This is a genomic window from Streptomyces sp. G45, assembly GCF_049542095.1.
Lineage (GTDB): Bacteria > Actinomycetota > Actinomycetes > Streptomycetales > Streptomycetaceae > Streptomyces.
In genome coordinates this window covers 8,396,303-8,418,316 of the sequence record NZ_JBMUZU010000001.1, presented here as the reverse complement: position 1 = coordinate 8,418,316, position 22,014 = coordinate 8,396,303, and the positions used below count along the sequence as shown (strand labels likewise).

The window sequence follows — 22,014 nt, the reverse complement described above, 5'->3', positions numbered from 1 at the left end:
ACGTCGCCACTCATCACCATCCGCCCGTGCCCGCCGACGCGTACGCCCTCGCCGTCTCACCCGCGCGCGTCCGGATCCCCGCTGCCGCACGCCAGCGTGATGCCGCAGACCGGTGCGTCGCCCGGGGCCGCACTGGGGGCGTGGCCCTGCCCGGAGGGCGGGAGGGTGCCGTGGACCCCGGCTTCCACGGCGGCGATCAGCTGGCGCAGCGCCCCGGCGCCGTGGGGCTCGGGCACGCCCTGGTCCAGGGAGGCAAGCGCCCGCCGCGCCCGGTGCCAGGCCCGGCCGCCGTGCCCGGTGCGGTGGTCGACGTAGGCGCGGGCGTAGCGGGCGAGCAGACACGCCCAGGTGTCGCGGTGCAGGCCGGGACCGGCCAGGGCGCGGCGGGCCGCGCGGCGAGCGGCACGGGGCGCGAAGGCGGCCTGGGCCACCGCCAGCGCGGCGAGGCTCACGGCCCGCGACGGCCCGCCGGGCACGTGGTCGGGAATGGTGTGCGCCGCCTCCTGGAAGTGCTCGGCGGCGGCCCGCGCGTCGCCGTGGCGCAGGGCGAGCAGGCCCTGGACGTGGGCGATCCTGCCCACGGTGGCGTCGTCGCCGTCGAGCACGGCGGCGGGCCAGGCCCGGGCGATGAGCGCCCCTGCGGTCCCGGGGTCGCTGCTCGCGGTGAGCCAGGCGGCGAGGCACTGGGCGTGCGTCACCAGCGGGTCGTCCTGCGGGCACAGCGCCAGCAGCCGCAGCAGATGGCCGCTGCCCTCCTCCGCCCTGCCGTACACCGCCCACCAGAACCACAGGTCGACGACGGCCTCCAGGGCCGCCGTCGCGTGGTCGGGGTGGCTCAGCGCGTAGCGCACCGTCGCCGTGAGGTCGTCGTACTCCTCCTGGACGAGCTGGACGGCCTGCGCCTGGCAGCCGGTGCTCCACAGCGTCTCGGCAAGCGTCGCCAGGTGGCGGGTGTGGGCCACGTGACGCTCGGCGGCGACCTCGAACTCCCCGGCCTCGCCGAGCCGTTCGGCGCCGAAGTCCCGGGCGGCGCGCCGCATGCGGTAGCGGGGCTGGCGCGGGCCGCCGGGGTCGTGCAGCGGCTCGATGACGCCGAGGGCGACGAGCTGGGCGAGGCAGGCGGACACCTCGTGCGGTTCGATGCCCCCGCCGGAGCACACGAACACGGCCGCCGACTCGTTGAACGCCCCGGCGAACACGCTGGCCCGGCCCCACACGATCCGCACCGCGCGCTCGCACAGCGCGTACCCCGCCCCCAGCGCGTCCCGCAGCGACCGGTGCCGCCGCAGCACCGGGCGCGGGCTGTGCAGCCAGCACTGGTGGCGCTCCACCAGGTCGGCGAGGTGGCGCACCGGGTAGTGCGCGACCTGCGCGGCGGCCAGCTCCACCGCCAGCGGGAACCCCTCCACCGACCGGCAGATCGCCGCCACCGCCGCCGCGTCCGCGCCGTCGGCCGTGAAGCCCGGCGCGGCGGCCCGCGCCCGCTCCAGGAACAGCTCCACCGCTGGTGCCCGGCCGCCCGGGCCGTCCGGCGGGTCCGTACGCAGCGGCGCGAGCGCCAGCACGCGCTCCTCGCCGAGCCCCAGCGCGCGCCGGGCCGCCACGAGGACGCGCAGCGTCGGCACGGCCATCAGCAGCTTCTGCACCAGGCCCACGCACTCCGCGTGCACCGGGTCGCCGTCGTCGAGGAACAGCAGCACCTCCTCCCCGCGCAGCCGGGCCGCGAGGTCCGCGACGTCCACGGGCGTGCGGCGCGGCCGCTTGCCGGTGACCGCCTGGAGCAGCGCGGCGGCCAGCTCGCCCGGCCCGCCGGGCGAGGTCCCGCGCCAGCGCACCCGCACCACGCGCCGCCACGGCACCCATCGCTCCCCGGCGAGCGCCGAGGCCAGACGGCTCTTGCCCACGCCCGCCCCGCCGGTCACCGTCACCAGGCGGTGCGCCGCCAGGAGGTCCCGCAGGGCCGACTCCTCACGCTCCCTGCCGACCAGGGCGCGGGGTTCCCCACCCTGGTACGGGTGGGGCACCTCGGGCTTGCCGACACGCTTACGCACTGTTCCAGACCCTTTCCCATGACGTTCTCCGGCTTCCCCGCGGCTTTCCCGCGGCTCTCACGGCACCCGGCGCCCCCTGCCCTCGCGGCAGCGGGCGGGCGAGGGCGCCGCCGCCCGGAGGTCGGCGACCCGGGGTGCAGAACCGTCACTTCAGCGGCGCCACGGCAACCCCAACGCCGGACCGGCGCCAAGAGTGGCGACCCCGCGCGCCGGATCACACGCACGACGAACCGACCGAACGCCCGTCCACGACCGGCAGCGCGCCCGGCGCCACGGGCGGTCCACGGGCGGTCCACGGGCGGTGGTCCGCCTACGCTCGGTCCCATGGCCCTGTTCCGCGCCGAGCGCGCCACCGACCTCGCCCCCGCCGAGGCATGGCGGCGGGTGACCGACTGGGAGCGGCACGGCCGGGTGGTGCCGCTGACGCGGGTCACGGTGGCGGGGGCCGGGTCCGGCGCGGGCACGCTGTTCACGGCCCGCTCGGGCGTCGGGCCGCTCGGCTTCGACGACCCCATGGAGGTCGTGCTCTGGCGGCCGCCGGACGCGGGCCGGGACGGGCTGTGCCGCCTGGTCAAGCGGGGGTCGTTCGTGACGGGGTGGGCCGAGATCGAGGTGCGGGGCGAAGGCGGCGGCGCGCGCGTGGTCTGGCGCGAGGAGCTGCGGGTGCGGCGGCTTCCCCGGGTCCTCGACCCGCTGCTCGCGCGGGCCGGGGCGCGGCTGTTCGGACGGGCGGTCGACGGGCTGCTCGCGGGGCGCTGACGGCGGCGCGTCACGCCGCTGGCACCACGCCCCGCCCCAGGCCCGGTGTCGCGCCGACGCGGCACCGGGCCTGTGCTCGGCGCGTCAACGCGCCACAATGGGCGGCCGGTTGTCGCTGAGCGGGCGGGAGGGGTGCGCGATGGCGCAGGCGGGAGACGTGCTGGAGGGGCGCTACCAGCTGGAGTCGGTGCTCGGGTCCGGAGGCTTCGGCAGCGTCTGGCACGGTCGTGACCTGCGCATGAAGCGGGCGGTGGCGGTCAAGACCGGGCTCCCCGAGACACCGCGGGAGGTGCGGCGCTTCATCCGCGAGGCGGAGCTGGCCGGTGGCCTGTCGCAGCCCAACATCACCACGATCCACGACGTGGGCCAGGTGGACTGGAACGGCCGCGCGCTGGTCTACATCGTGATGGAGCTGGTACGGGGCGACGACCTGCGCTCCCTGCTGCGGCGGGGCCTGCCGGACTTCCGCGACTCGGTGCTGTGGGCGCGGCAGATCTGCGCGGCGCTCGGCGCGGCCCACGAGGCGGGCATCGTGCACCGCGACATCAAACCGGCCAACGTGATCGTCACCGAGGCGGGCACCGTCAAGGTCCTCGACTTCGGCATCGCCAAGCGCCAGGCGTCCGACACCGACCTCACCGGCGAGGGCGTGGTCATCGGCTCGTTCCCGTACATGGCGCCGGAGCGGTGGCGCGGCGGCGCCGTGGACGGGCGCGCGGACCTGTACGCCCTCGGGTGCCTGCTGATGGAGCTGTGGACGGGGCGGCTGCCCTTCCTCGGCGGCACGCTGCACGAGCTGCTGGCCCAGCACGTCGCCGCCCGGCCGCCCGTGCCCAGCTCCTTCGCGCCCGGTCTGCCCCACGGGGCCGATCAGCTCGTCCTCGACCTGCTGGCCAAGGACCCGTCCCACCGGCCGCCGCACGCCCGCGAGGTGGCGCGCCGCCTCGCGCTGCTCGCCGAGCCGTCCCGGGCGACGGCCGCGCCGACGCGCGTCCAGGACACGCCCCGGGGCCAGGACACGCCCCAGGGCCACGGCACACCCGCCCAGGGCCGGGCCGGACGCCCGCCGGGTGCCGCCGTGCCGTCGCCCGAGCCCGCCGCACCCCCGCAGGGCCGGGCGGCGCCCCCACCCTCGTACTCCCCCACCGTCGCGGACCCGGCGACCGACCCGTTGCGCGCCGCCCTGCGCCGCAGGCTCGACCAGATCCAGGCCCTGCCGCCGGACTCCGACGTCACCGAGTACCTGGAGCTGCTCGACGCGCTCATCCCCGAAGCGCAGCGGGAGCTGGGCCCCGACGACCCGCTCACCACGGACGCGCTGCTCAGCCGGGCGCGGCGCGCCTGGCAGCGGGACCCGGCCGACACCGGCCTGTCCCGCCTGCTGCCCAAGCTGCACCGGGTCTTCGGCCCGGAGGACCGGCGCACCATCGACGCGCGGGCCGCGCTCCTCGGGTACCGGGCGTTCCTCGGCGCCGACCACCCCAGGGAGGCGCTGCCCGAGCTGGCGGACGTCATCGAGCTGGCCGCCCGCGTCCTCGGCCCGTACGACACCGTGACCCTGCACGCGCGCGCCCAGTCGGCGCTCGGCCAGTGCCGCCGGTTCGGCCAAGGCGGCGCCGAGCTGCCGCTGTCCGAGGCCACCCTGCCCGCCGAGGCGGAGCGCCGCCGCGCGATCCTCGAACCCGTCCTCGCGGACCTCGGCCGCGGACTGCCCGAGCACGACCCGCTGCGCTGGGAGGTCCACCGCCTCGCCGCGAGCGACGCCTACCTGATGGAGGACTATCCGCGGGCGGCACGCCTGTACGACGAACTCCTCCCCCTCAACCGGGCCGTGCTGGGCACCGACCCCGCCCCCGAGGTGGCGCTGCGGCACGCCCGCAGCGTCGGCGAGGCCGGGGAGCCGGGGCGGGCCGTGACCATGCTCGCCGAGCTGAACACCCGGCTGCGGGCCCTGCCGGGGCCGACGAGCCCCCTGGTGGACGTGGTGCACCAGCTCCAGTCCCGCTACCGGCGGCGGGCGCGGCGCCAGAGCGGCGAGTCCCGCTCGTGGTTCCGGCTGCGCTGACGGCGGCGCTGAGCCGGACGGCCCGGGGCGGCCTGGCGGCGGAATCCGGTTGCCGGGCGCGGTCGCCGCTGACAGGGTCCAGGCCATGACAGCGCCTTCGGCCCGCCCCGGCCCCACGGACTCCCCGACCGCCGCGTCCCCGGCGTCCCCGCCGGTCTCGACGATCTCGACGTTCCCGGCGGACGACGGGACCGAGCTGGCGTACCACGTGCTCGGGGACGGGCCTCCCCTCATCTGCCTGCCCGGCGGGCCGATGCAGGCCTCCGCGTACCTCGGCGACCTCGGCGGCCTCGCCACCCACCGCCGACTGCACCTGCTCGACCTGCGCGGCACCGGGCACTCGGCGGTGCCGGAGGACCCCGCGAGCTACCGCTGCGACCGGCTCGTCGACGACGTCGAGGCCCTGCGTCGGCACCTCGGCCTGGCGCGGGTCGACCTGCTCGCGCACTCCGGCGGCGCCAACCTCGCGGTGCTGTACGCCGCCCGCCACCCGGAGCGCGTCGGCAGGCTCGCCCTGATCACGCCGAGCGTCTTCGCCGTCGGCGTCGCGGTCACCGCGGACATGCGGCGCGCTGCGGCGCGGCGGCGCCACGCCGAGCCGTGGTTCCCCGAGGCGTACGCGGCCCTGGAGGCGGTCCTGTCCGGGCGGGCCACGGACGACGCGTGGCGGGCCATGGCGCCGTTCGCGTACGGCCGCTGGGACGAGCGGGCCCGCGCCCACCAGGCCGCCGAGGACGGGCAGCGCAACGCGGAGGCCGCCGCCCTCTACGGCGGCGCGGGCGCCTTCGACCCCGCCGCGACCCGGGCCGCCCTCGCGCGGTTCGCGCGGCCGGTGCTGGTCCTCGCCGGGGAGGCCGACCTGAACTCCCCGGCGCCCGCCCTCGCCGAGTTCGCCGCGCTGTTCCCGGCCGCCGAGTTCGTGGTGCAGGAGGGCGCCGCGCACCTGCCGTGGCTGGACGACGCGGCGCGGTTCGTGGCGGTGACCGCCGCGTTCCTGCGCTAGGCCCGCGCTCGGTGTTCCCGTGCTGGCAGGCCCGCGCTCAGTCGGCGGGCCTCTCCCACACCGACACGTGCCCCGTGCTCTCGCTGGTGAACGGCTCCCGCGACCAGTTCGACCACCGGTGGCGCAGCCGCAGCCCGGCGATCCGGGCCATCAGGTCGAGTTCGGCGGGCCACACGTAGCGGAACGGGACCGCCCAGTGCTCGGCGCGGCCGTCGACGACCGTGACGTAGTGCGAGCTCATCGCCTGCGTGGCCACGTCGAAGGTGTCGAACGCCCACTGCGTGTCGCTGATGTGGAACGGCACCGCGTTCTGCCCCGGCGGCAGCAGCCGCAGGGCGGGCACGCCGACCTCGACGACGAACGACCCGCCGGGCCGCAGATGGGCCGCCGCGTTGCGGAAGCAGTCCACTTGGGCGTCCTGCGTCGTCAGGTTGTTGATGGTGTTGAACACCAGGTAGGCCACGTCGAAGGTGCCCTCGACGCGCGTCGTGGCGAAGTCGCCGACGGTGACGCCGATGTCCGCGCCGCCCGGCTTGTCGCGCAGCCGGGACAGCATAGCGCGGGACATGTCGATGCCGTGCACCGCGACGCCGCGGCGGGCCAGCGGCAGCGCGATCCGGCCCGTCCCGACGCCGAACTCCAGCGCCGCCCCGCCGCCAGCGAGCCCCGCCAGCACGTCGACCGCGGGCTCCACCGCCTCCGGCCGGAACATGTCCGCCGACTCCTCGTCGTACGTGGCCGCGATGTGTTCCCCGAAGTATCCGTCGTCGTCGAGCATGCCGGGACCGTAGCGGCAGCGGTGCCGCCGACGCACGGCATTTTCCCGGTCGACGCTCCGTCAGGGCCGCGCTGTGAGAGACGAGTTGGGCTGCCGCGCGTCCCGTACGCCCGGGTGGCGGGAGAAAAGCGGTCGTGCGGGGCCGGTCGGGGTCACTAGCGTCGCTTCGATGACGTACGAGCATCCGTTGGCGTATCTGATCGGGGTGCAGGGCATCGCCCTGCTGCGCTCGCTCACCGGGGACGTCGAGGGTCCCGGCGGGCGGGCGTTCGTGGAGGCGCGCCTCGGCGAGGTGCGGAAGCTGCTGGACGACGAGCGGCTCGCGGGCGCCGCGGTGGACGTGGCGCGCGTCGGCACGGTCGACGGCTACGGGATCTGGTCGGCGACGTACGACGGCCCCAACGCGGCGTTCGCGCTCGACACCCCGCTCGTCGAGGAGGTCGTCGGCGAACTGCCGCCGGGCCGGGCCCTGGACGCGGCGTGCGGCACGGGCCGGATCGCGGTCCTCCTCGCCGGGCACGGGCACGAGGTGACCGGCGTGGACAGTTCGCCCGCCATGCTGGCGCGGGCCCGCGAGCGGGTGCCGGGCGGCGTGTTCCTGGAGGGCGACGTCCGCGCGCTCCCGGTGGCCGACGGCGTCGTGGACCTGGTGACCTGCTCGCTGGCGTTGACCCATGTGCCGGATCTGGCACCGGTGTTCGCGGAGTTCGCGCGGGTGCTGCGGCCGGGCGGGCACCTGGTGGTGTCCGACGTGCACCCGGAGCGGGTGGCGCGCGGTGTGATCCCGCCGGTGCGGCTGCCGGACGGGCGCCCGGGGCGCCTCGCCAGCCACCGCCACCTCGTGGGCGACTACCTGCGCGCGGCGCTGCCGCGGGGCCTGCGCGTGCTGCGGTGCGAGGAGCCGGGCGTGCCGCCCGCCGAGGACCCCGAGGGCGCGCCCGGCGCGTCGGCCGCCCCGGAGCCGGGGCCGTGGGACCTGTGGCCGTGGAGCCTGGCCGCGCTCGCGCCCGAGGCGACGGCGGCCGCGGACGCCGGGACACCGGCGGCGCTGGTGTGGCACTTCCAGCTCGACGGGGCGTGACGGCGCCCACGTCAGCGGGCGCGACCTCCCGTTCCGTCGTACGAGGGGGCGCGACGCGGCCAAGGCGGACGAACCCGGATCTCCCTATACGATCTTGCCCATCTGCGGCCCCGCACGGGGCCTGACCACTTCTACGCGCAGACAGGCTGGGGGAACGTCCCATGGTGAGAAGACGGTTCGTACGGACGGCGACGGTGGCCGTGACCAGTGCGGTGCTCGCGGCGCTCGGCACCGCCCACGCCGACACCGGGCCGGTGCACGGCCCCGTCCCCGACGACGCGGGGATCCGCAAGGCGCTGGAGCGCACCGTCGGCGCGGGCGCGCCGGGCGCGTTCGCGGTGGTCCAGGACCACAGCGAACCGGGCAACGACCGGACCGTCACGGTCGGCAAGGCCGATCTGGACGGCACGCCCATGAACGCCGACTGGCGCTTCCGGGTGGGCAGCAACACCAAGATGTTCACGGCGGCGCTCGTGCTGCGCCTGGCCGAGCAGGGGCGCATCGACCTCGACAAGCCGCTGCGGGACTACCTGCCGACCGGCACCCTGCCGGACGACTGGAACGTGACGGCCCGTCAGGCCCTGCGGCACCGGTCCGGTGTGTACGACCACACCAACGACCTGCTCGAGCAGCCCGGCGAGGAGACCACCAGCGCCTTCGAGAAGCGCATCCGCGACACGGTCTACCCGCCCGCCGACCTGGTGAGGCTGTCCGTCAAGCGCGGCCCGCAGAGCGCGCCGGGCAGCAGGTACGCGTACTCCAACACCAACTTCGTCGTGCTCGGCATGGCGATCGAGCACCTCACCGGCCGCCCCTACGCCGAGGTGCTGCGCACCCAGATCATCGAGCCGCTCGGCCTCCACGAGACGTCGTTCGTGGTGCCGGACAAGGCCATCGACGGCCCCCACGTCACCGGTTACCTCACCAACGACGACCGGAGCAAGCCGCTGCTCGACTCCACCGAGCAGAACGGCTCCTGGATCTGGAGCGCGGGCGCCGTCATCTCCTCCGCCCAGGACCTGGACCGCTTCCTCGCCGCGCTGCTCGCGGGCGACGACGGCGGCGTGGTCTCCGACGCGTCGCTGCGGCAGATGACCAGCGTCCTCGCCACCCCCACGGCGGGCGTCAGCTACGGCCTGGGCCTGCGCGAGATCGCGCTGTCCTGCGGCAAGGTCTACGGTCACGGCGGCATCGTCCAGGGCTTCCAGACCCAGTCCTTCGCCACCCGCGACGGGCAGCGCACCGTCGTGGTGTTCGCCAACGCCTCCAACAACGGCGCGGTCACGCAGGGCCTGATGAACACCCTGGAGCCCGCGTTCTGCGGCACCAAGCCCGCGCCGGGCGCCGCGAAGACCGCCCGCGCCCGCACGTCGGCGCCGACCGCCCCGGCCGTCCCGGTCGCGGACGACACCCGCCTCTGACGCGGACGACCCCCTCGGGGTGCCGCGCCCGCACAGCACCCCGAGGGGAAACTCCCGTACGGAGTTAGCCTGTTGGGCATGGTCACGGACGAGGCTCGGCTGCTCGCACTGGAAGTGGACGCGATCTACGGGCTCGCGCCGAGGCCGGGCGGCGGCGCCCCGCTCATCGGAAGGGACGGGGCCGTGCGGGCCGTGTGGGCGTGGTCGCCCGGCGCGCGGCTGCTCGCGCTGGGCGCCGGGATCGAGGACCCCGGGCAGCCGGACGGCGAGGAAGCGCCGTTCGTGCCGGGCGAGCCGCCCGCGCCGCTGGTGCGGCTCGCCGCCTCGCTCACCGCCGACGGGCCGCTGACCGTGGAGGGCGGCCCCTGCTTCGTCTTCCCCGACCCGCTCGCGCCACCGGCACCGGCCCCGCTGCCCGTGCTGGTCTCCACCGGCCAGGGGCGGCACGCGGCGCGGCGCCTCGCGCGGCCCGCCACCTGGGAGCCCGGCGAGTGGGGCGAGCTGATCGGCGGTCGCCTCGGGCCGTGGGCGATGGCCGTGGACGGCGCGGAGCCGGTGTCGATCTGCTTCACGCCCGCGGCCAACGCCTCCGCCGCCGAAGCGGGCGTCTGGACCCGCGCCGACCACCGCGGCCGCGGCCTCGCCCCGGCGGTCGTCGCGGCCTGGTCGGACCTCGAACGCCCGCACAAGGAGGTGCTCTTCTACAGCACCACCTCGGCCAACCGCGCCTCGCAGTCCGTCGCCCGGACCCTGGGGCTCACCCCGCTGGGCTGGATCTGGACCGTGCGCTGAGCCCGGACGGTGTCGCGTCGGGCGGCCTCAGGTGCGCCCCGGGGCGGGCGGCGTCAGGTGGCGCGGTGTCACGCGGCGCGGCCTCAGGTCGCGCGGCCGAGCGGCACGTGGACCGGCCGCCGGGCGATGCGCTCCAGGTCCTCGGGCGCGGCGAAGCGCCGGTCGATGCGGCGCACCGCCTCGGCCCAGTCGGCGCGGGTGCGGATGGCGTTCAGGGTCTCCACCACGAAGGGGTCGGCCCAGCGCTCGTACGACCGCCGCCACAGCACCAGCGGGTCCTCGGTGAGGAGGCTGCCCACGGTGCCCTCGTAGATCGGCATCGCGCGGACCTCGCCGTCGGGCTCGATCTCCATGGGGCGGAAGCTGGGCGTGCGGGCGAGGAAGTCCGGGTTCATCTGGACTTCGAAGTTCTCCGTGGTCTCCACCGTCACGGAGGGCGGCGCGGCGGCGCGCAGCCGCTTCACCGTGTCCGGCGCGATGAGTTCGGCGACCTGGTCGTCGCTGAGCAGCTCGTGCTCGACGAACGACGGGCGGCTGGCGAGCCCGGTGGGCACCACCGCGCCGAAGTACAGGGTCTCCAGGTGTGGGAAGCGCGGCGCCACCTGCGCGCACATCGCGTCCAGCTCGTCGTAGTTGCTGCGGATGACGACGTAGTCGATGCCGAACCGGGGCGCCCGTCGGCCCTCGGCGGTGCGCCGGGCCACGGCGGCGTCGATCCGGGCGAGCGCTCCGGTCGCGCGGGCGAAGGACCCGGCCCGGCCGCGGATCCGGTCGTGCGTGGCGGCGGTGGCGCCGTCCAGGCTGACCACGATCTTGGTGACGACGTCGGCGAGCGCCTCGACGGCCGGGGCGCGCAGGGCCCAGCCGCTGGTGTAGAGGAAGACCCGCACGCCCGCGTCGTCGAAGTGGCGGGCCACATCGACGATCCGCTTGATCGTCATGGGCTCGCCGCCGCACAGCGTGATCATCTTCGGGCGCAGGGAGATGATCGCGTCGGCGACGCGGAGCATCTCGTCGTGGGTGAGGTTCTTGGGTGGCCGCCGCCCCGATTCGGTGTAGCAGTGCACGCAGCGCAGCGGGCACGCGAACGTGACGTCCCAGATCACGGCGTTGGGGTTCTTCATCTCGTCCATGGACGTTTCTCCACGTCTGCAGGCAGGGACCGGGTGTGCGTTCCCGGCTGAGCACCCTAGGAACGCCGTGGCGCGGCCGTCGTCCGTAGCGCGGTACGCAATCACCGGGCCCCCTACGCAAGGGCGGAGTACCTACGCAGGAGGCGGGGCGCGTGTGCGTGCCCGGCATCGGCGGTTGCGTACCCGACCACGGATCTGCGGCGCCGGTGCGGCGGATTAGCTTCCTGTCCCGTAAGGCCGTGCTCTCGAACGGGAGAGGAGGTGACCGGTCATGATGTATCCGCCCCCGACCGTCGGCGACTGACGCGGACGAACGTGAGCGGTGGCCGCATCAGCACACCTGCGGCCACCGCACTTCGTGCCGTACGGCCCTCTGAAGGCCAGCCGAAGGGCCACCGCACCGCACATCCAGACGCCCCGCCCGAGGGCCACCGCACCGCAAACGGCCGTCTGAAGGCCTCCATCCGGCGAAGGGGAACCGGACCATGAAAGCCATCGGCGGCGCCCGCGCGGACGCGGCGGGCAGCGGAGTCCCGGCGCTGGTACGCCAGTTGCCGCGGGTCGCGCGCGGCCTGACCATCACGCTCGCGGTGCTCGTCCTCGCGCAGGCGGCGGGCAGCGCCCTGCTGCCGCTCGCCACCGGGCAGCTGGTGGCCGCGCTGACCCGCACCCCGAAGTCCCTGGACGGCATGACGCTCGGCCTGGTGCTGCTCGGCCTCGTCCTGGTCCTCGACGTCGTCCTCGACCCGATCCGCACGATGGTGGCGTCCCGCCTCGGCACCGCGCTCGACGGGGCGACCGCGCAGGACACCGTCGACGGCGCGCTGCGCCCCGCCCAGATCGACCACCTGGACGACACCCGGGTGGCCGACCGCGTCGAGCAGGCCAGGGCCGTGGGCCTCGGCGCGCACCCGCCGGGCCAGGCCGTCACCGCGCTGGCCGGTCTGGTGCCGCTGCGCCTGACCGGCCTGGTGTCGGCGGCCCTGCTCGGCTGGGCCGGGCAGTGGTGGATGCCGCTGGTCCTGGGCGCCGCCTGGGTCGTCACCGGGCGCTGGCAGGAGAAGGAGATCGGCCGGTCCGTCTCCGCGCACTCCGGGCAGACCACGCAGCTGCGGCGCGCCGCCTACCTGCGGGAGGTGGCGACGACCGCGCCCGCCGCGAAGGAGGTGCGCCTGTTCGGGCTGCGCTCCTGGCTCGTCGAGCGGTTCAGCACGGCCTGGTGGGACGGCATGGTGCGGCTGCGCCGGGCCCGGGTCAGCCCCCGGCGGCACGCCCTCGCGGTGCTGCTGCTGCTCGCCGCGCACCTGGCGGTGGTGCTCCCGCTGGCGCACGCGGCCACCCACGGCTCGCTGTCGGCGCAGCAGCTGACCGTTGCCCTCCAGGCGCTGCTCGGCATGTTCGCGCTGGGCTTCAGCGGCGACCTCCAGTGGACCCTGCACACCGCGAGCGCCGCCGTGCCCGCGGCGCTCGAGGTGGGCGCCCTGGACACCAAGGGTCCCGTGGGCACGCTGCCCGCGGCGGGCCTGCCCCGGCGGGAGATCCGCTTCGAGCAGGTCGGCTTCGCCTACGCCGACGGCGGCCGACGCGTGCTCGACGGCCTCGACCTGGTGCTCCCGGCCGGTTCGTCGCTCGCGGTCCTCGGCGACAACGGCGCGGGCAAGTCCACCCTGACCAAGCTCCTCGCCGGTCTGTACGTGCCCGACGCGGGCCGTGTCACCGTCGACGGCCAGGACCTCCGCGAGCTGGACCCCGCGGCCTGGCGCCGCCAAGTCGCCGTGGTCTTCCAGGACTTCGTGCGCTACCCGTTCTCCGTACGCGACAACATCGGCTTCGGCCGCGTCGAGGCCGACGCCACCGACGCGGACCTGGCGCGCGCCGCGCGCCTCGGCGGCTTCGAGAGCGTGGAGGCGGAGCTGCCGGGCGGCTGGGACACCCCGCTCAGCGGTGCCTACGCCGACGGCACGGAGCTGTCCGGCGGGCAGTGGCAGCGGCTCGCCCTGAGCCGGGCCCTGTACGCCGTGCGGCACGGCGCCCGCGTACTCGTCCTGGACGAGCCCACCGCGCACCTCGACACCGAGGCCGAACACGACCTGTACGCCCGCTTCCTGGACCTCACCGCGGGCCTGACCACCGTCCTCGTCTCGCACCGCTTCGCCACGGTCCGGCTCGCCGACCGCATCGCCGTGGTGGACGGCGGCCGGATCACCGAGTACGGCACGCACGACGAACTCCTCGCCTCCCAGGGGCGTTACGCGCGGATGTTCCGCGTGCAGTCCGCGCCCTTCGACGCCCACCGCTCCCCCCTCCACGCCCACCGCTCGCCCACCGACACCCCCCGCTCCCCCTCCGACGCAAGCCGAGGAAGCCACCATGGGTAACCGCCGCCGCGGCCGCACCTGGCTCGCCGCCGTCCGCCTTCTCGTCGGCACGGCGATCCGCGTCGATCCCCGGCGCGCCCTGCTCGTGCTGATCCTGTCCCCGCTGCTCAACGTCGTCGCGGCGCTCCAGGCCCTGGGCCTGAAGTGGATGGTCGACGGCGGCGCCGCGCAGGACGCCGGGCTCGCGGCGCGCGGCGGGCTGATGCTGCTCGTGGTCACCGTGTTCGTGCACCAGGCGGCGGCCGTCGCGACCGACGTGCGGCTGGTGCTCCAGCACCGCATCGGCCTGGAGTTCGACCGCCGTCTGATGGACCTGTGCTCCTCGCCCGCGCACATCGGGCACTACCAGGACCCGGAGTTCCTGGACACCGCCGAGGTGGTGCGGCAGCGGCGCGGCGAGTTCGGCACTGCGTTCGCCGCGCTGGTGGAGAACGCCAACCTGGTGGCGCGGTGCGTGGGCGCGCTCGTCCTGCTGGCCGCGGCGGACCCGCTGCTGGCGCTGCTGCCGCTGACGATCGTGCCGCTGGCCGCCGCCAACCGCTGGCAGGCGCGGCTCGTCGCCGCCGCCGAGAAGGCGGGCGCGGCGGCCGACCGGCGCCGCCGGGAGATCTTCTCGCTGGCCACCGACCCCGTTCCGGCCCGCGAGGTGCGGCTGTACCGCCTGGGCGGGGAGCTGTCGGCGCGGCACCGGGCGGCGTTCCTCGCCGCGAGCGGTCCGCGCGAGGCGGCCCGGGCCAAGGGCGCGGTGGCGGTGGCCGCGGGCTGGCTGTGCTTCAGCGGCGCGCTCATCGGCGGGCTCTACCTGGTCTCCAAGGCGGCCGTCGACGGCCACGGCTCCGCGGGCCAGGCGGTCCTGGTCCTGCTGCTCAGCACGCGGCTCGTCGGCGCCACCACCGGGCTCGGCTGGCTGCTGGGCTGGCTGCGGCGCGCGCTGGACACGGTCGCCCAGTACCTGCGCCTGGTCGACCACCCCCAGGGCGGGGTGCCGGAGGGCACCGGCCGGACGCTGCCGCCGCGCGGCGACCTCGTTCTGCACGGCGTGTCGTTCACCTACCCCGGGCGTACGCGCCCGGCGCTCGGCCCCCTCGACCTGCGGCTGCCCGCGGGCGCCACGGTGGCGGTGGTGGGCGACAACGGCGCGGGCAAGTCCACGCTCGTGGCGCTGCTCGCGGGCCTCCAGCCGGTGGCGACGGGCCGCGTCACCTACGGCGGCCACGACCTGGCGCAGGTGGCGCCCGAGGTGTGGCGGTCCCATGTCACCGCCTGCTTCCAGGACTTCTGCCGGTTCGAGCTGCCGGTCCGGGAGTCCGTCGGCCTCGGGGACCTCAGAGCGCTCGACGACGAGGCGGCGGTGTCGGCGGCGCTGGCGGCGGCGGGCGCGGACCAGGTCGTGGCCGGGCTCGACGCCGGGCTCGACACGCAGCTCGGCCGCACCTACCCCGACGGCACGGACCTGTCGGCGGGCCAGTGGCAGAAGCTCGCCCTGGCCCGGGCCCGGATGCGCACCTCCCCCGCGCTCGTCCTCCTCGACGAGCCCACGGCCAGCCTCGACCCGGACAGCGAGGCCGAGTTGCTGCGCCGCTACCTGAGCCCCGCCGAGCCCCACCACGACACCATCACCGTCATCGTCTCGCACCGCTTCACCACGGTGCGCCAGGCCGACCTCATCGTCGTCCTCCACGAGGGCCGACTCACGGAGCTGGGCACCCACACCGAACTCATGGCCCGCGGCGGCCGCTACGCGTCGATGTACGCGCTCCACGCGTCGGCGTACGCGGAGGAGCCCCCGGCGACCGCGACTCCGTCCCTTGAGGAGCCCGCGGAGCCACCCGCGACGCCCCCCGCCGCCGAGGCGGAGCCGTCCGCCGCCGCGCCCGCGGGAGCCGACGCCCCGCCCCCTGCCGAGCAGGGCGCCGCCCCCACGGGTTCTCCCGCGAGTTCTCCCGCGGGGGCGGGCACCCCGGCGTCCTGACGGTCACGCGTCCCTGAGGGCGGAGGGCAGTTCCCGGCGGGAGTGGACGCCGAGCTTGCGGTAGATGCGGGTGAGATGGCTCTCGACGGTGCGTACGGAGAGGCCGAGGCGGTCGGAGATGGCGCGGTCGGACAGGCCGTCGGCGGCCAGTGAGGCGATCTCCACCTCGCGGGGGGTGAGGGAGTCGGGCAGGGCGTTGGGGGCGGCGACCCCGAGGCGGTCGCGCAGACGGCTCACCAGCACCACCGCGTCCCCGTGGCGGCGCCCCTGGTCGCGCAGGGCCGCCGCCGCCCGCTCGGCGAGCCGCCAGGCGGGCGTGCTCATGCCGAGCACATCGAGCCGGACGGCGTGGTCGAGCAGTTCGGCACCGGCGCCACGGGACAGCGCGAGCACCGCCTCCGCCCCGGCGACCAGGCGCGGCGCGTCCACGTGGCGTACGGCGACGGCGAGCCGGTCGACGACCTCGCCGGGCGGCCGGACGGGCGCAAGCCAGGCCGCGTACGTCAGGTACTCCACCTCCACCGCCCAGCACCCGGCCGCGCGGGCCGCCTCCACGGCGCGCCGCAGATGGGCCGCCGCGCCCGCGGTGTCCCGCCGCGCGGCCGCGACCGCGCCGCGCGCCCAGTGCCGCTGCCCGGGGATGACGGTCACCGCGTCGGGCGGGCAGGCGGCCAGTGAGCGCTCGGCCTGCTCGGGGCGCCGCTCCTCGGCCAGGCACACGGCCAGCCAGCACGTCGCCTCCGTACGGAACACCCCGCCGCCGCCGGAGTGCTGGACCACCGCCTCGCGCAGCCGCGCCACGGCGGCGCGGCGGTCGCCGAGCACCCACTGGAGGTAGCCGCCGAGCAGCGTGGCGACGGCGTCGCTCACCGGGGCGGGTCGGGGCGGCAGCGCCGGGCCGCCCGGTCCGGGTCCGCAGCCGCGCCCGGGCTCCCCGTCCGGCCCGCGCCCGAACGCCGGGTCGCCCGCGAGCGCCCGCGCCTGGGAGGTGCGCCACACCTCGGCGAACGCGCACACGGCCGCCGCCGACTCGCGCAGCCAGGCGTGCGCGGCCCGGTCCGCGGCGGCGGGTTCGGCGAGCGCGATCGCGTCGTCCGTACGGCCGGTCAGGGCGAGGGACATGGCCAGGGCGAGGCGGGCGCAGGCGGCGCCCGGGCCTCGGGACGTGCCCCGCAGCACCCGCTCGGCGACGGCGAGCGCGGCGCCCGTGTGCCCGCCGCACAGCAGCACCAGGGCCCGCATGCCGTCGATCGCGGCCACGGCGGCGGGCGTGGCCGCGGTCGGGCGCAGCACGGCGAGGTGGGCGTCGGCTCCGGCCGGGTCGCGGTCCACCCAGCAGCGGTGGGCGGCGAGCGCGATCGCCGCCGCGAGGCGCCCGCCCGGGCTGGCGGCGTCGGCGCGGGCCTGCTCCAGGACGTCCCGGGCCTGTGTGGTGTCGCCGAGCGCGACCAGCGCCCGCGCGAGCGGCACGGCGGCGGCGCCCGTCTGCTCCCGGGCCCGGCGGGCGAGGCGGCAGGCCAGCTCCGGGTCGTGCCCGCGGGCCGCCTCGGCGGCGCGGATCAACAGGTCGGCGTCGACCGGACCGTGGGCGTCGAGCTGCCAGCGCGCCCGCACGACGGGGTCGGCGGTGGGTCCGGCGCAGGCCGCGAGCAGGGCGGCGGCGAGGCGTCGGCGGCGCAGCCGGGGCAGCCGCTGGCGGACCGCGGCCCCCAGCATGGGGGTGCCGAGGCGGACGAGGAGCTGCCCCGTGCCGTCCTCGGTGCGGACGAACCCCTTGCCCTCCAGGTCCTCCAGGCGGTCGACGGCGGCGGGCGCCACCGCTTCGAGCACGGGCAGTGGCAGGGGCTCGCCGAGGGCCACGGCCGCGAGGACGTCCTGGTCCGCGACGGTGAGCCCGGCGAGTTCGTGGGCGAACAGCTCGGCCAGGCGCGGCGGCACGGTCAGCGGGCCGCGCCACCACCACAGGCCGCCCTCGGCCACGAGGTGGCAGGAGACCCGGGCGTGCCGCACCAGCTCGGTGAGGAACAGCGGATTGCCGCCGGTCCAGGAGTGCAGCAACTCGGCGGTGGTACCGGCCACTTCGCCGTTGACGAGGGTGCGGACCAGGTGGGTGGAGTCGGCACGGCCGAAGGGCGCGAGGTCGAGCCGCTCCAGGTAGCCGTCCTTCCACAGCGCGACGACGGCGTCCGAGACGGGCGGGTGCGGCGGCGCGCCGGTCGGCGAGGAGCGGGCGGCGACCATGAGCCGCGCGCGGCCCTCGGCGGCGAGGCCCAGGGCGAGGGACGCGGACCGGTCGTCCAGGTGGTGGACGTCGTCGATCACGAGCACCGGCGTGCGCTGTCCGGACCTGCGGTCGAGTTCGGCGCGCAGCGCGGCGTACGCCTGGCCGTCGTCGAGCCCTTCGGGGGTGCCGAGCAGGCCGCGGAAGGCACCGAAGGGGACGTGGCGGCTCGACTCCGTGGCGGCGGTCCACACCACTTCGAAGCGGGCCGTGTTGAGCTGTCGGGTGACGGCGGAGAGCAGGGCGGTCCTGCCGACTCCGGGCGGTCCGACGACCGCCGTGCCCCGCTTGGTCAGGACGGCGGCCAGTGTCCGCCGCTGTTCCTCGTCCCGGGCCACGAAGCTGCCGGGAGCCAGGTCGTGTCGCATAGCTTCTCCCCCGCGCGGCGCGGCCCGTACCACCTGGCCGGGGGGCGCCGCGGCGTGTCAAGGGCCCCGCGGGCGCGGGTGCCTGTCCGTTGCGCGAACAGCGGTGACCTGCTGGTGGTGACCTGCGGATACGGAAGGGTCCCGGGGTGGGCGAGCGTCGTGGGGGTCGGGGCGGGAACAGGGCGGTGCGCGGGCGCTCCGTCGCGCTCCGGTCGCGTGATGCTGCGCGCGAGCCGCTCCGGCGGGAGGGCTCGCGCGTCGTACGGGCGGAACTGGACGCCCCCTTCGCATCTTCACGCCGATTCCACAGCATGTACATAAACGACCGGTGAATGACCGCTCAACGACCGTGGCCGCAGGCCCCGTTCGCGGCCCCGGTTCCCGGCGGGCACGGGTGGGCACGAGTGCGCGCCGTGCGGTCGGGCGCGCCTCCGGTGCCGGTCAGGCGGATTCGAGGACCGGGCGGATCTCGACGGTCTCCGGAGTGGGGAGGCTCCTGGCCAGTTCGACGGCTTCCGCACGGTCGGCCACCTCGACGACGAACCAGCCGCCGAGGGTCTCCTCGCCGGTGTGCGCGGGACCTTCGGTCACTACTGACGTTCCGTCAGCCGCGGTGCGCACGGTCGCGGGCACGGTGTGCTCCGTCTCCAGGGCTTCGCCGCCGACGAGCTTCCCGGCCGCGGCGAGGCTTCCGATCCAGTCCTCGTACTCCTTGCGGTGGGTGGCCCGGTCGGTCTGGACGCGGCGGCGGGACTCGTCCGTCTCGAAGATCACGAGTGCGTACTTCACGGGGCTTCCTCTCTCCGGTCGCCGCGCGGGCGACCGCCGTTGACGGTAGGCGGGGCTGTGCGACCGGCACGGTCCTCCGGGGTGACGCGGGCGAGCGCGCCGGTCTCCAGCGCGGCCCACAGGGCGCCGTCGGGGCCGACGGCGATGCCGTGCGGCTCGGAGCGGGGGGTGGGCAGGGCGCGGGTGGTGACGGTGCCGTCGGATGATCATACCGACCCGGTTGTCGCCCCATTCGGTGAACCAGACGGCGCCCTGCCCGTCGACGGTGACGGCGTGCGGGCGGGCGGCGCAGTCGGGCGGCGGGAACTCGGTGATCTGCCCGTCGGGGGTGATCCGGCCGACCTGACCTGCGGCGACCTCGGTGAACCACAGCGCTCCGTCGCGGCCCGGAGCGCTCCCCACCGGCGCCGCGCCGGGGATCGGCAGGGGGTGGAGGTGACCGCGCCGTTCATGCCGATCCGGCCGATGGCGCCCGCCTGGTCGAAGGTGAACCGCATGCCGCCGTCGCCGTCCACGGCGACGCGGTCGGCGGCGGTCTCGGTGAAGCACAGGCCGCCGTCGGGCCCCGCCGCGATGCCGAACGGCCGACAGCCGGGCGTGGGCACGGCGAACGCGTCGATGGCGCCGCCGGTTGCGGTCCGGCCGACCCGGTCCGACCGGTACTCGGTGAACCGCAGGGCGCCCTCCGGGCCGAGGGGATGACGGTCGGCCCGCAGGCGGGCTGGATGGACACCTGGGTCACAGGGGCCTCCCCGGGCCGTGCCGCTCCTGCCGCGGCGAGGCGGTGAACGCGGTGATCCGCAAGGGGACTTCACCACCTTCAGGGCGATTCCGAACCCGCGGGGCCGCCCCGGTCACACGCGACCGCCCCGGTCTGGTCCGGGCTGTTCGCGAGCGTGCCCTTCGAGGGGGCGACCGCACTGGGGTCGGTCGCCCCGGGGTCGGTCGCACCGGGGTCGGTCGCGCCGGAGTCGGTCGCCCCTCGCGCGGTCGTGGCGGCTTCCGCGGGCGCGGAGCCCGCCAGCCACAGGCCGGTGCCCACGGCGGTGGCCAGCGTGACGGCACCGGCGACGACGAAGGCGCTGTTGAGCCCGGCCTCGAAGGAGGCGCCGCCGGACTGCCGGGCGCGGACGACGGCGCCGAGCACCGCCACGCCGAGCACCGCGCCGATCTGCCGGGTGGTGCTGCTGACGCCCGAGGCGAGTCCGCCCTCACGCGGGCTGACGGCCTGGATGGCGGCGCCCGTCAGCGGGGACATGGTCAGGGCGAAGCCGACGCCGACGGCTCCGAGCCGCCACCACACGTTCCCGTAGCCGGTGTCGGCGTGCACCAGGCCGAGCGCGACGAGGCCCGCACCGCCCAGGGCAAGGCCGGTGGTGACCACGACCCGGAAGCCGTACCGGGCGGCGAGCCGACCCGCGTACGGGCTGACGACCACCATGGCGAGCGAGACCGGCAGGGTCTGCAGGCCCGCGCGCAGCACCGAGCTGCCCTGGACGTACACGAAGAACTGGGAGAAGAAGAACGACGAGCCCATCAGCGCGAACCCCACCACGACCATGGCGGCGTTGGAGACGGTGAACAGGCGCTGGCGGAACAGCCGCAGCGGCAGCATCGGAGCGCCACGGCGCGCTTCGACGGCGACGAACGCGGCGAGGAGGACCGCCGCGGCGGCGAAGCCGCCCAGGATGACCGGCGCGGTCCAGCCGCGGGCGCCGCCCTCGATCAGCCCGTACGTCAGCACGCCCACCGCCAGCACGGACAGCACCGTGCCCGGGACGTCGATCGCGGCAGCGCCCGGGTTGCGGGACTCGTCGAGGTGGCGCAGGCCAACGAGGAGCAGGGCCACGCCGATGGGCAGGTTGACCAGGAAGATGGCGGGCCAGCCGAAGGCCTCTGTCAGCACGCCGCCCGCCACGGGGCCCGCGGCCAGGCCGATGCCGCTGAACCCGGCCCACAGCCCGATCGCCCTGACCCGCTCCCGCGGGGCGGGGTGGGCGGCGACGAGCAGCGCCAGCGAGGCGGGGCTCAGCGCCGCGGCCCCGATGCCCTGCACCACCCGACCGGCGACCAGCCAGCCGACCGAGGGCGCGAGGCTGCACACCAGCGACGCAGCGGTGAACACCGCCACGCCGGTCAGATACACCCGCTTGCGGCCGAACCGGTCGGCGAAGACACCGCCGGACAGCAGCAGCATGGCGACCAGCAGCACATACGCGTCGACGATCCACTGCAAACCGGTCAGCTGGGTGTCCAGCCGTCGCTGCATGTCGGGCAGCGCCGCGCCGACGATCGTGTTGTCGAGCAGGACCATGAACTGGCCCAGACAGACCACCGCGAGCAGCACGGCCCGGTTCGGTCGACTGCCCGCGGTCGCGTGCGACGCGGCCATGGGGGCTCCCTCCGTCGTTCCTCGCAGGTGCGCCCGGCCACGGTCGATCGACACGGATGGCGATACACCCGAGCACACTAAAGCAGTCAGCTCCTGCGTTAGCGGACTATAGGGAGGCCCCACACGCAAACGCAAGTCGCGACTGCGTTAAGGTGGGGGCATGAACGAGGGCGGGACCACGAACGAGCGACAGCGGGCCCGGCGGCCCGGCGGGCGCAGCGCCCGCGTCGGCGCGCAGGTGCACCAGGCCGTGACCGAGCTGATCGGCGAGCGCGGCTACGGCAACTTCACCGTCGGCGACGTCGCGGCCCGCGCGGGCGTGGCCGACAGCAGCGTCTACCGCCGGTGGGGCGACCTGGAGTCGCTGCTCACCGACGTGGCGCTCACCCGTCTCAACACGCGGTCGCCGATGCCCGACACCGGGAGCCTCGCCGGAGACCTGCGCACCTACGCGGCCCAGGTGGCCCGCGAGATCACCGGACCCGACGGCCCCGCGGTCCTGCACCTGGCCGTCGCCCTGTCCAGCAGCGGACGGCAGGGCCTGCGGGCCGGTGCCGCCCTCCGCGCCGAACGCACCCGGCAGTTGCAGTCCATGCTCGACCGCGCCCGCGACCGCGGCGAGCCCGCACCTGACGCGTTCGACGTGCTGGACCACGTCCTGGCCCCGATGTACATCCGCGTCCTGTTCGGCATGGGCCCGCTCACCCCGGAGTACGTGGACGGGCTCGTCGACCGGCTGCTGTGACCCCGT

At 76.1% G+C, this 22,014-nt stretch carries 15 protein-coding genes and 2 pseudogenes; 9 read left to right on the top strand and 8 right to left on the bottom strand.

From position 1 onward, the window contains the following. Positions 1 to 56 precede the first annotated feature (56 nt). On the bottom strand, positions 57 to 2,051 hold the full coding sequence (locus ACOBQU_RS35975; RefSeq protein WP_423633220.1) for an ATP-binding protein: 1,995 nt from the start codon (positions 2,049 to 2,051) through the stop codon (positions 57 to 59). 324 nt (positions 2,052 to 2,375) lie between these two features. On the opposite strand from ACOBQU_RS35975, the gene ACOBQU_RS35970 reads away from it, so the two are divergent. The 3 genes from ACOBQU_RS35970 (at position 2,376) to ACOBQU_RS35960 (ending at position 5,878) form a co-directional block, all read left to right on the top strand. Further along, positions 2,376 to 2,810: an SRPBCC family protein gene (locus ACOBQU_RS35970; RefSeq protein WP_423633218.1), complete on the top strand. Its 435-nt coding sequence runs from the start codon at positions 2,376 to 2,378 to the stop codon at positions 2,808 to 2,810. A gap of 139 nt (positions 2,811 to 2,949) precedes the next feature. Then, positions 2,950 to 4,875, top strand: a complete 1,926-nt coding sequence (locus ACOBQU_RS35965; RefSeq protein WP_423633217.1) for a protein kinase domain-containing protein — start codon at positions 2,950 to 2,952, stop codon at positions 4,873 to 4,875. Positions 4,876 to 5,038: 163 nt separating this feature from the next. After that, on the top strand, positions 5,039 to 5,878 hold the full coding sequence (locus tag ACOBQU_RS35960) for an alpha/beta fold hydrolase (RefSeq protein WP_423634936.1): 840 nt from the start codon (positions 5,039 to 5,041) through the stop codon (positions 5,876 to 5,878). A gap of 37 nt (positions 5,879 to 5,915) precedes the next feature. Here the strand turns inward: ACOBQU_RS35960 and ACOBQU_RS35955 are convergent, their stop codons facing one another. Continuing rightward, on the bottom strand, positions 5,916 to 6,656 hold the full coding sequence (locus ACOBQU_RS35955) for a class I SAM-dependent DNA methyltransferase (protein ID WP_423633215.1): 741 nt from the start codon (positions 6,654 to 6,656) through the stop codon (positions 5,916 to 5,918). A gap of 169 nt (positions 6,657 to 6,825) precedes the next feature. Between ACOBQU_RS35955 and ACOBQU_RS35950 the strand changes: the two genes are divergently transcribed. The 3 genes from ACOBQU_RS35950 (at position 6,826) to ACOBQU_RS35940 (ending at position 9,950) form a co-directional block, all read left to right on the top strand. Continuing rightward, positions 6,826 to 7,737, top strand: a complete 912-nt coding sequence (locus tag ACOBQU_RS35950; protein WP_423633213.1) for a class I SAM-dependent methyltransferase — start codon at positions 6,826 to 6,828, stop codon at positions 7,735 to 7,737. 161 nt (positions 7,738 to 7,898) lie between these two features. Next, entirely contained in the window at positions 7,899 to 9,158 is a 1,260-nt protein-coding gene (locus tag ACOBQU_RS35945) for a serine hydrolase domain-containing protein (RefSeq protein ID WP_423633211.1), read from the top strand. 78 nt (positions 9,159 to 9,236) lie between these two features. Beyond that, the gene (locus ACOBQU_RS35940) at positions 9,237 to 9,950 is read left to right on the top strand and encodes a GNAT family N-acetyltransferase (protein WP_423633209.1); all 714 of its coding nucleotides are present in this window, start codon (positions 9,237 to 9,239) and stop codon (positions 9,948 to 9,950) included. An 83-nt stretch (positions 9,951 to 10,033) separates the two neighbouring features. Here the strand turns inward: ACOBQU_RS35940 and ACOBQU_RS35935 are convergent, their stop codons facing one another. Continuing rightward, complete coding sequence (locus ACOBQU_RS35935; protein ID WP_423633207.1) at positions 10,034 to 11,083, bottom strand: radical SAM protein; 1,050 nt, start codon at positions 11,081 to 11,083, stop codon at positions 10,034 to 10,036. A 485-nt stretch (positions 11,084 to 11,568) separates the two neighbouring features. On the opposite strand from ACOBQU_RS35935, the gene ACOBQU_RS35930 reads away from it, so the two are divergent. Together ACOBQU_RS35930 and ACOBQU_RS35925 are read left to right on the top strand one after the other, a co-directional pair. After that, positions 11,569 to 13,461 (top strand): ABC transporter ATP-binding protein, encoded by a 1,893-nt coding sequence (locus ACOBQU_RS35930; RefSeq protein ID WP_423633205.1) that lies wholly within the window; start codon positions 11,569 to 11,571, stop codon positions 13,459 to 13,461. Next, positions 13,454 to 15,433 carry an ATP-binding cassette domain-containing protein gene (locus ACOBQU_RS35925; RefSeq protein ID WP_423633203.1) on the top strand — a complete coding sequence of 660 codons (1,980 nt, stop codon included), beginning with the start codon at positions 13,454 to 13,456 and terminating at the stop codon, positions 15,431 to 15,433. The genes ACOBQU_RS35930 and ACOBQU_RS35925 overlap by 8 nt, the downstream gene beginning before the upstream one ends. 3 nt (positions 15,434 to 15,436) lie before the next feature. Here the strand turns inward: ACOBQU_RS35925 and ACOBQU_RS35920 are convergent, their stop codons facing one another. The 5 genes and pseudogenes from ACOBQU_RS35920 to ACOBQU_RS35900 all read right to left on the bottom strand — a co-directional run bounded on the left by ACOBQU_RS35920 (position 15,437) and on the right by ACOBQU_RS35900 (position 21,263). Beyond that, positions 15,437 to 18,082 carry a LuxR C-terminal-related transcriptional regulator gene (locus tag ACOBQU_RS35920; protein ID WP_423633201.1) on the bottom strand — a complete coding sequence of 882 codons (2,646 nt, stop codon included), beginning with the start codon at positions 18,080 to 18,082 and terminating at the stop codon, positions 15,437 to 15,439. Positions 18,083 to 18,523: 441 nt separating this feature from the next. Next, a complete protein-coding gene (locus ACOBQU_RS35915; RefSeq protein WP_423634934.1) occupies positions 18,524 to 18,871 on the bottom strand; it encodes a YciI family protein in 348 nt (115 codons plus the stop codon). A gap of 255 nt (positions 18,872 to 19,126) precedes the next feature. Then, positions 19,127 to 19,273, bottom strand: a pseudogene (locus tag ACOBQU_RS35910) (virginiamycin B lyase family protein); the annotation flags it as partial. Between the two features lie 173 nt (positions 19,274 to 19,446). Continuing rightward, positions 19,447 to 19,686, bottom strand: a pseudogene (locus ACOBQU_RS35905) (hypothetical protein); the annotation flags it as partial. Positions 19,687 to 19,691: 5 nt separating this feature from the next. After that, positions 19,692 to 21,263: an MFS transporter gene (locus tag ACOBQU_RS35900; protein ID WP_423633199.1), complete on the bottom strand. Its 1,572-nt coding sequence runs from the start codon at positions 21,261 to 21,263 to the stop codon at positions 19,692 to 19,694. 160 nt (positions 21,264 to 21,423) lie between these two features. On the opposite strand from ACOBQU_RS35900, the gene ACOBQU_RS35895 reads away from it, so the two are divergent. Then, complete coding sequence (locus ACOBQU_RS35895) at positions 21,424 to 22,008, top strand: TetR/AcrR family transcriptional regulator (protein WP_423633197.1); 585 nt, start codon at positions 21,424 to 21,426, stop codon at positions 22,006 to 22,008. Positions 22,009 to 22,014: the final 6 nt, after the last annotated feature.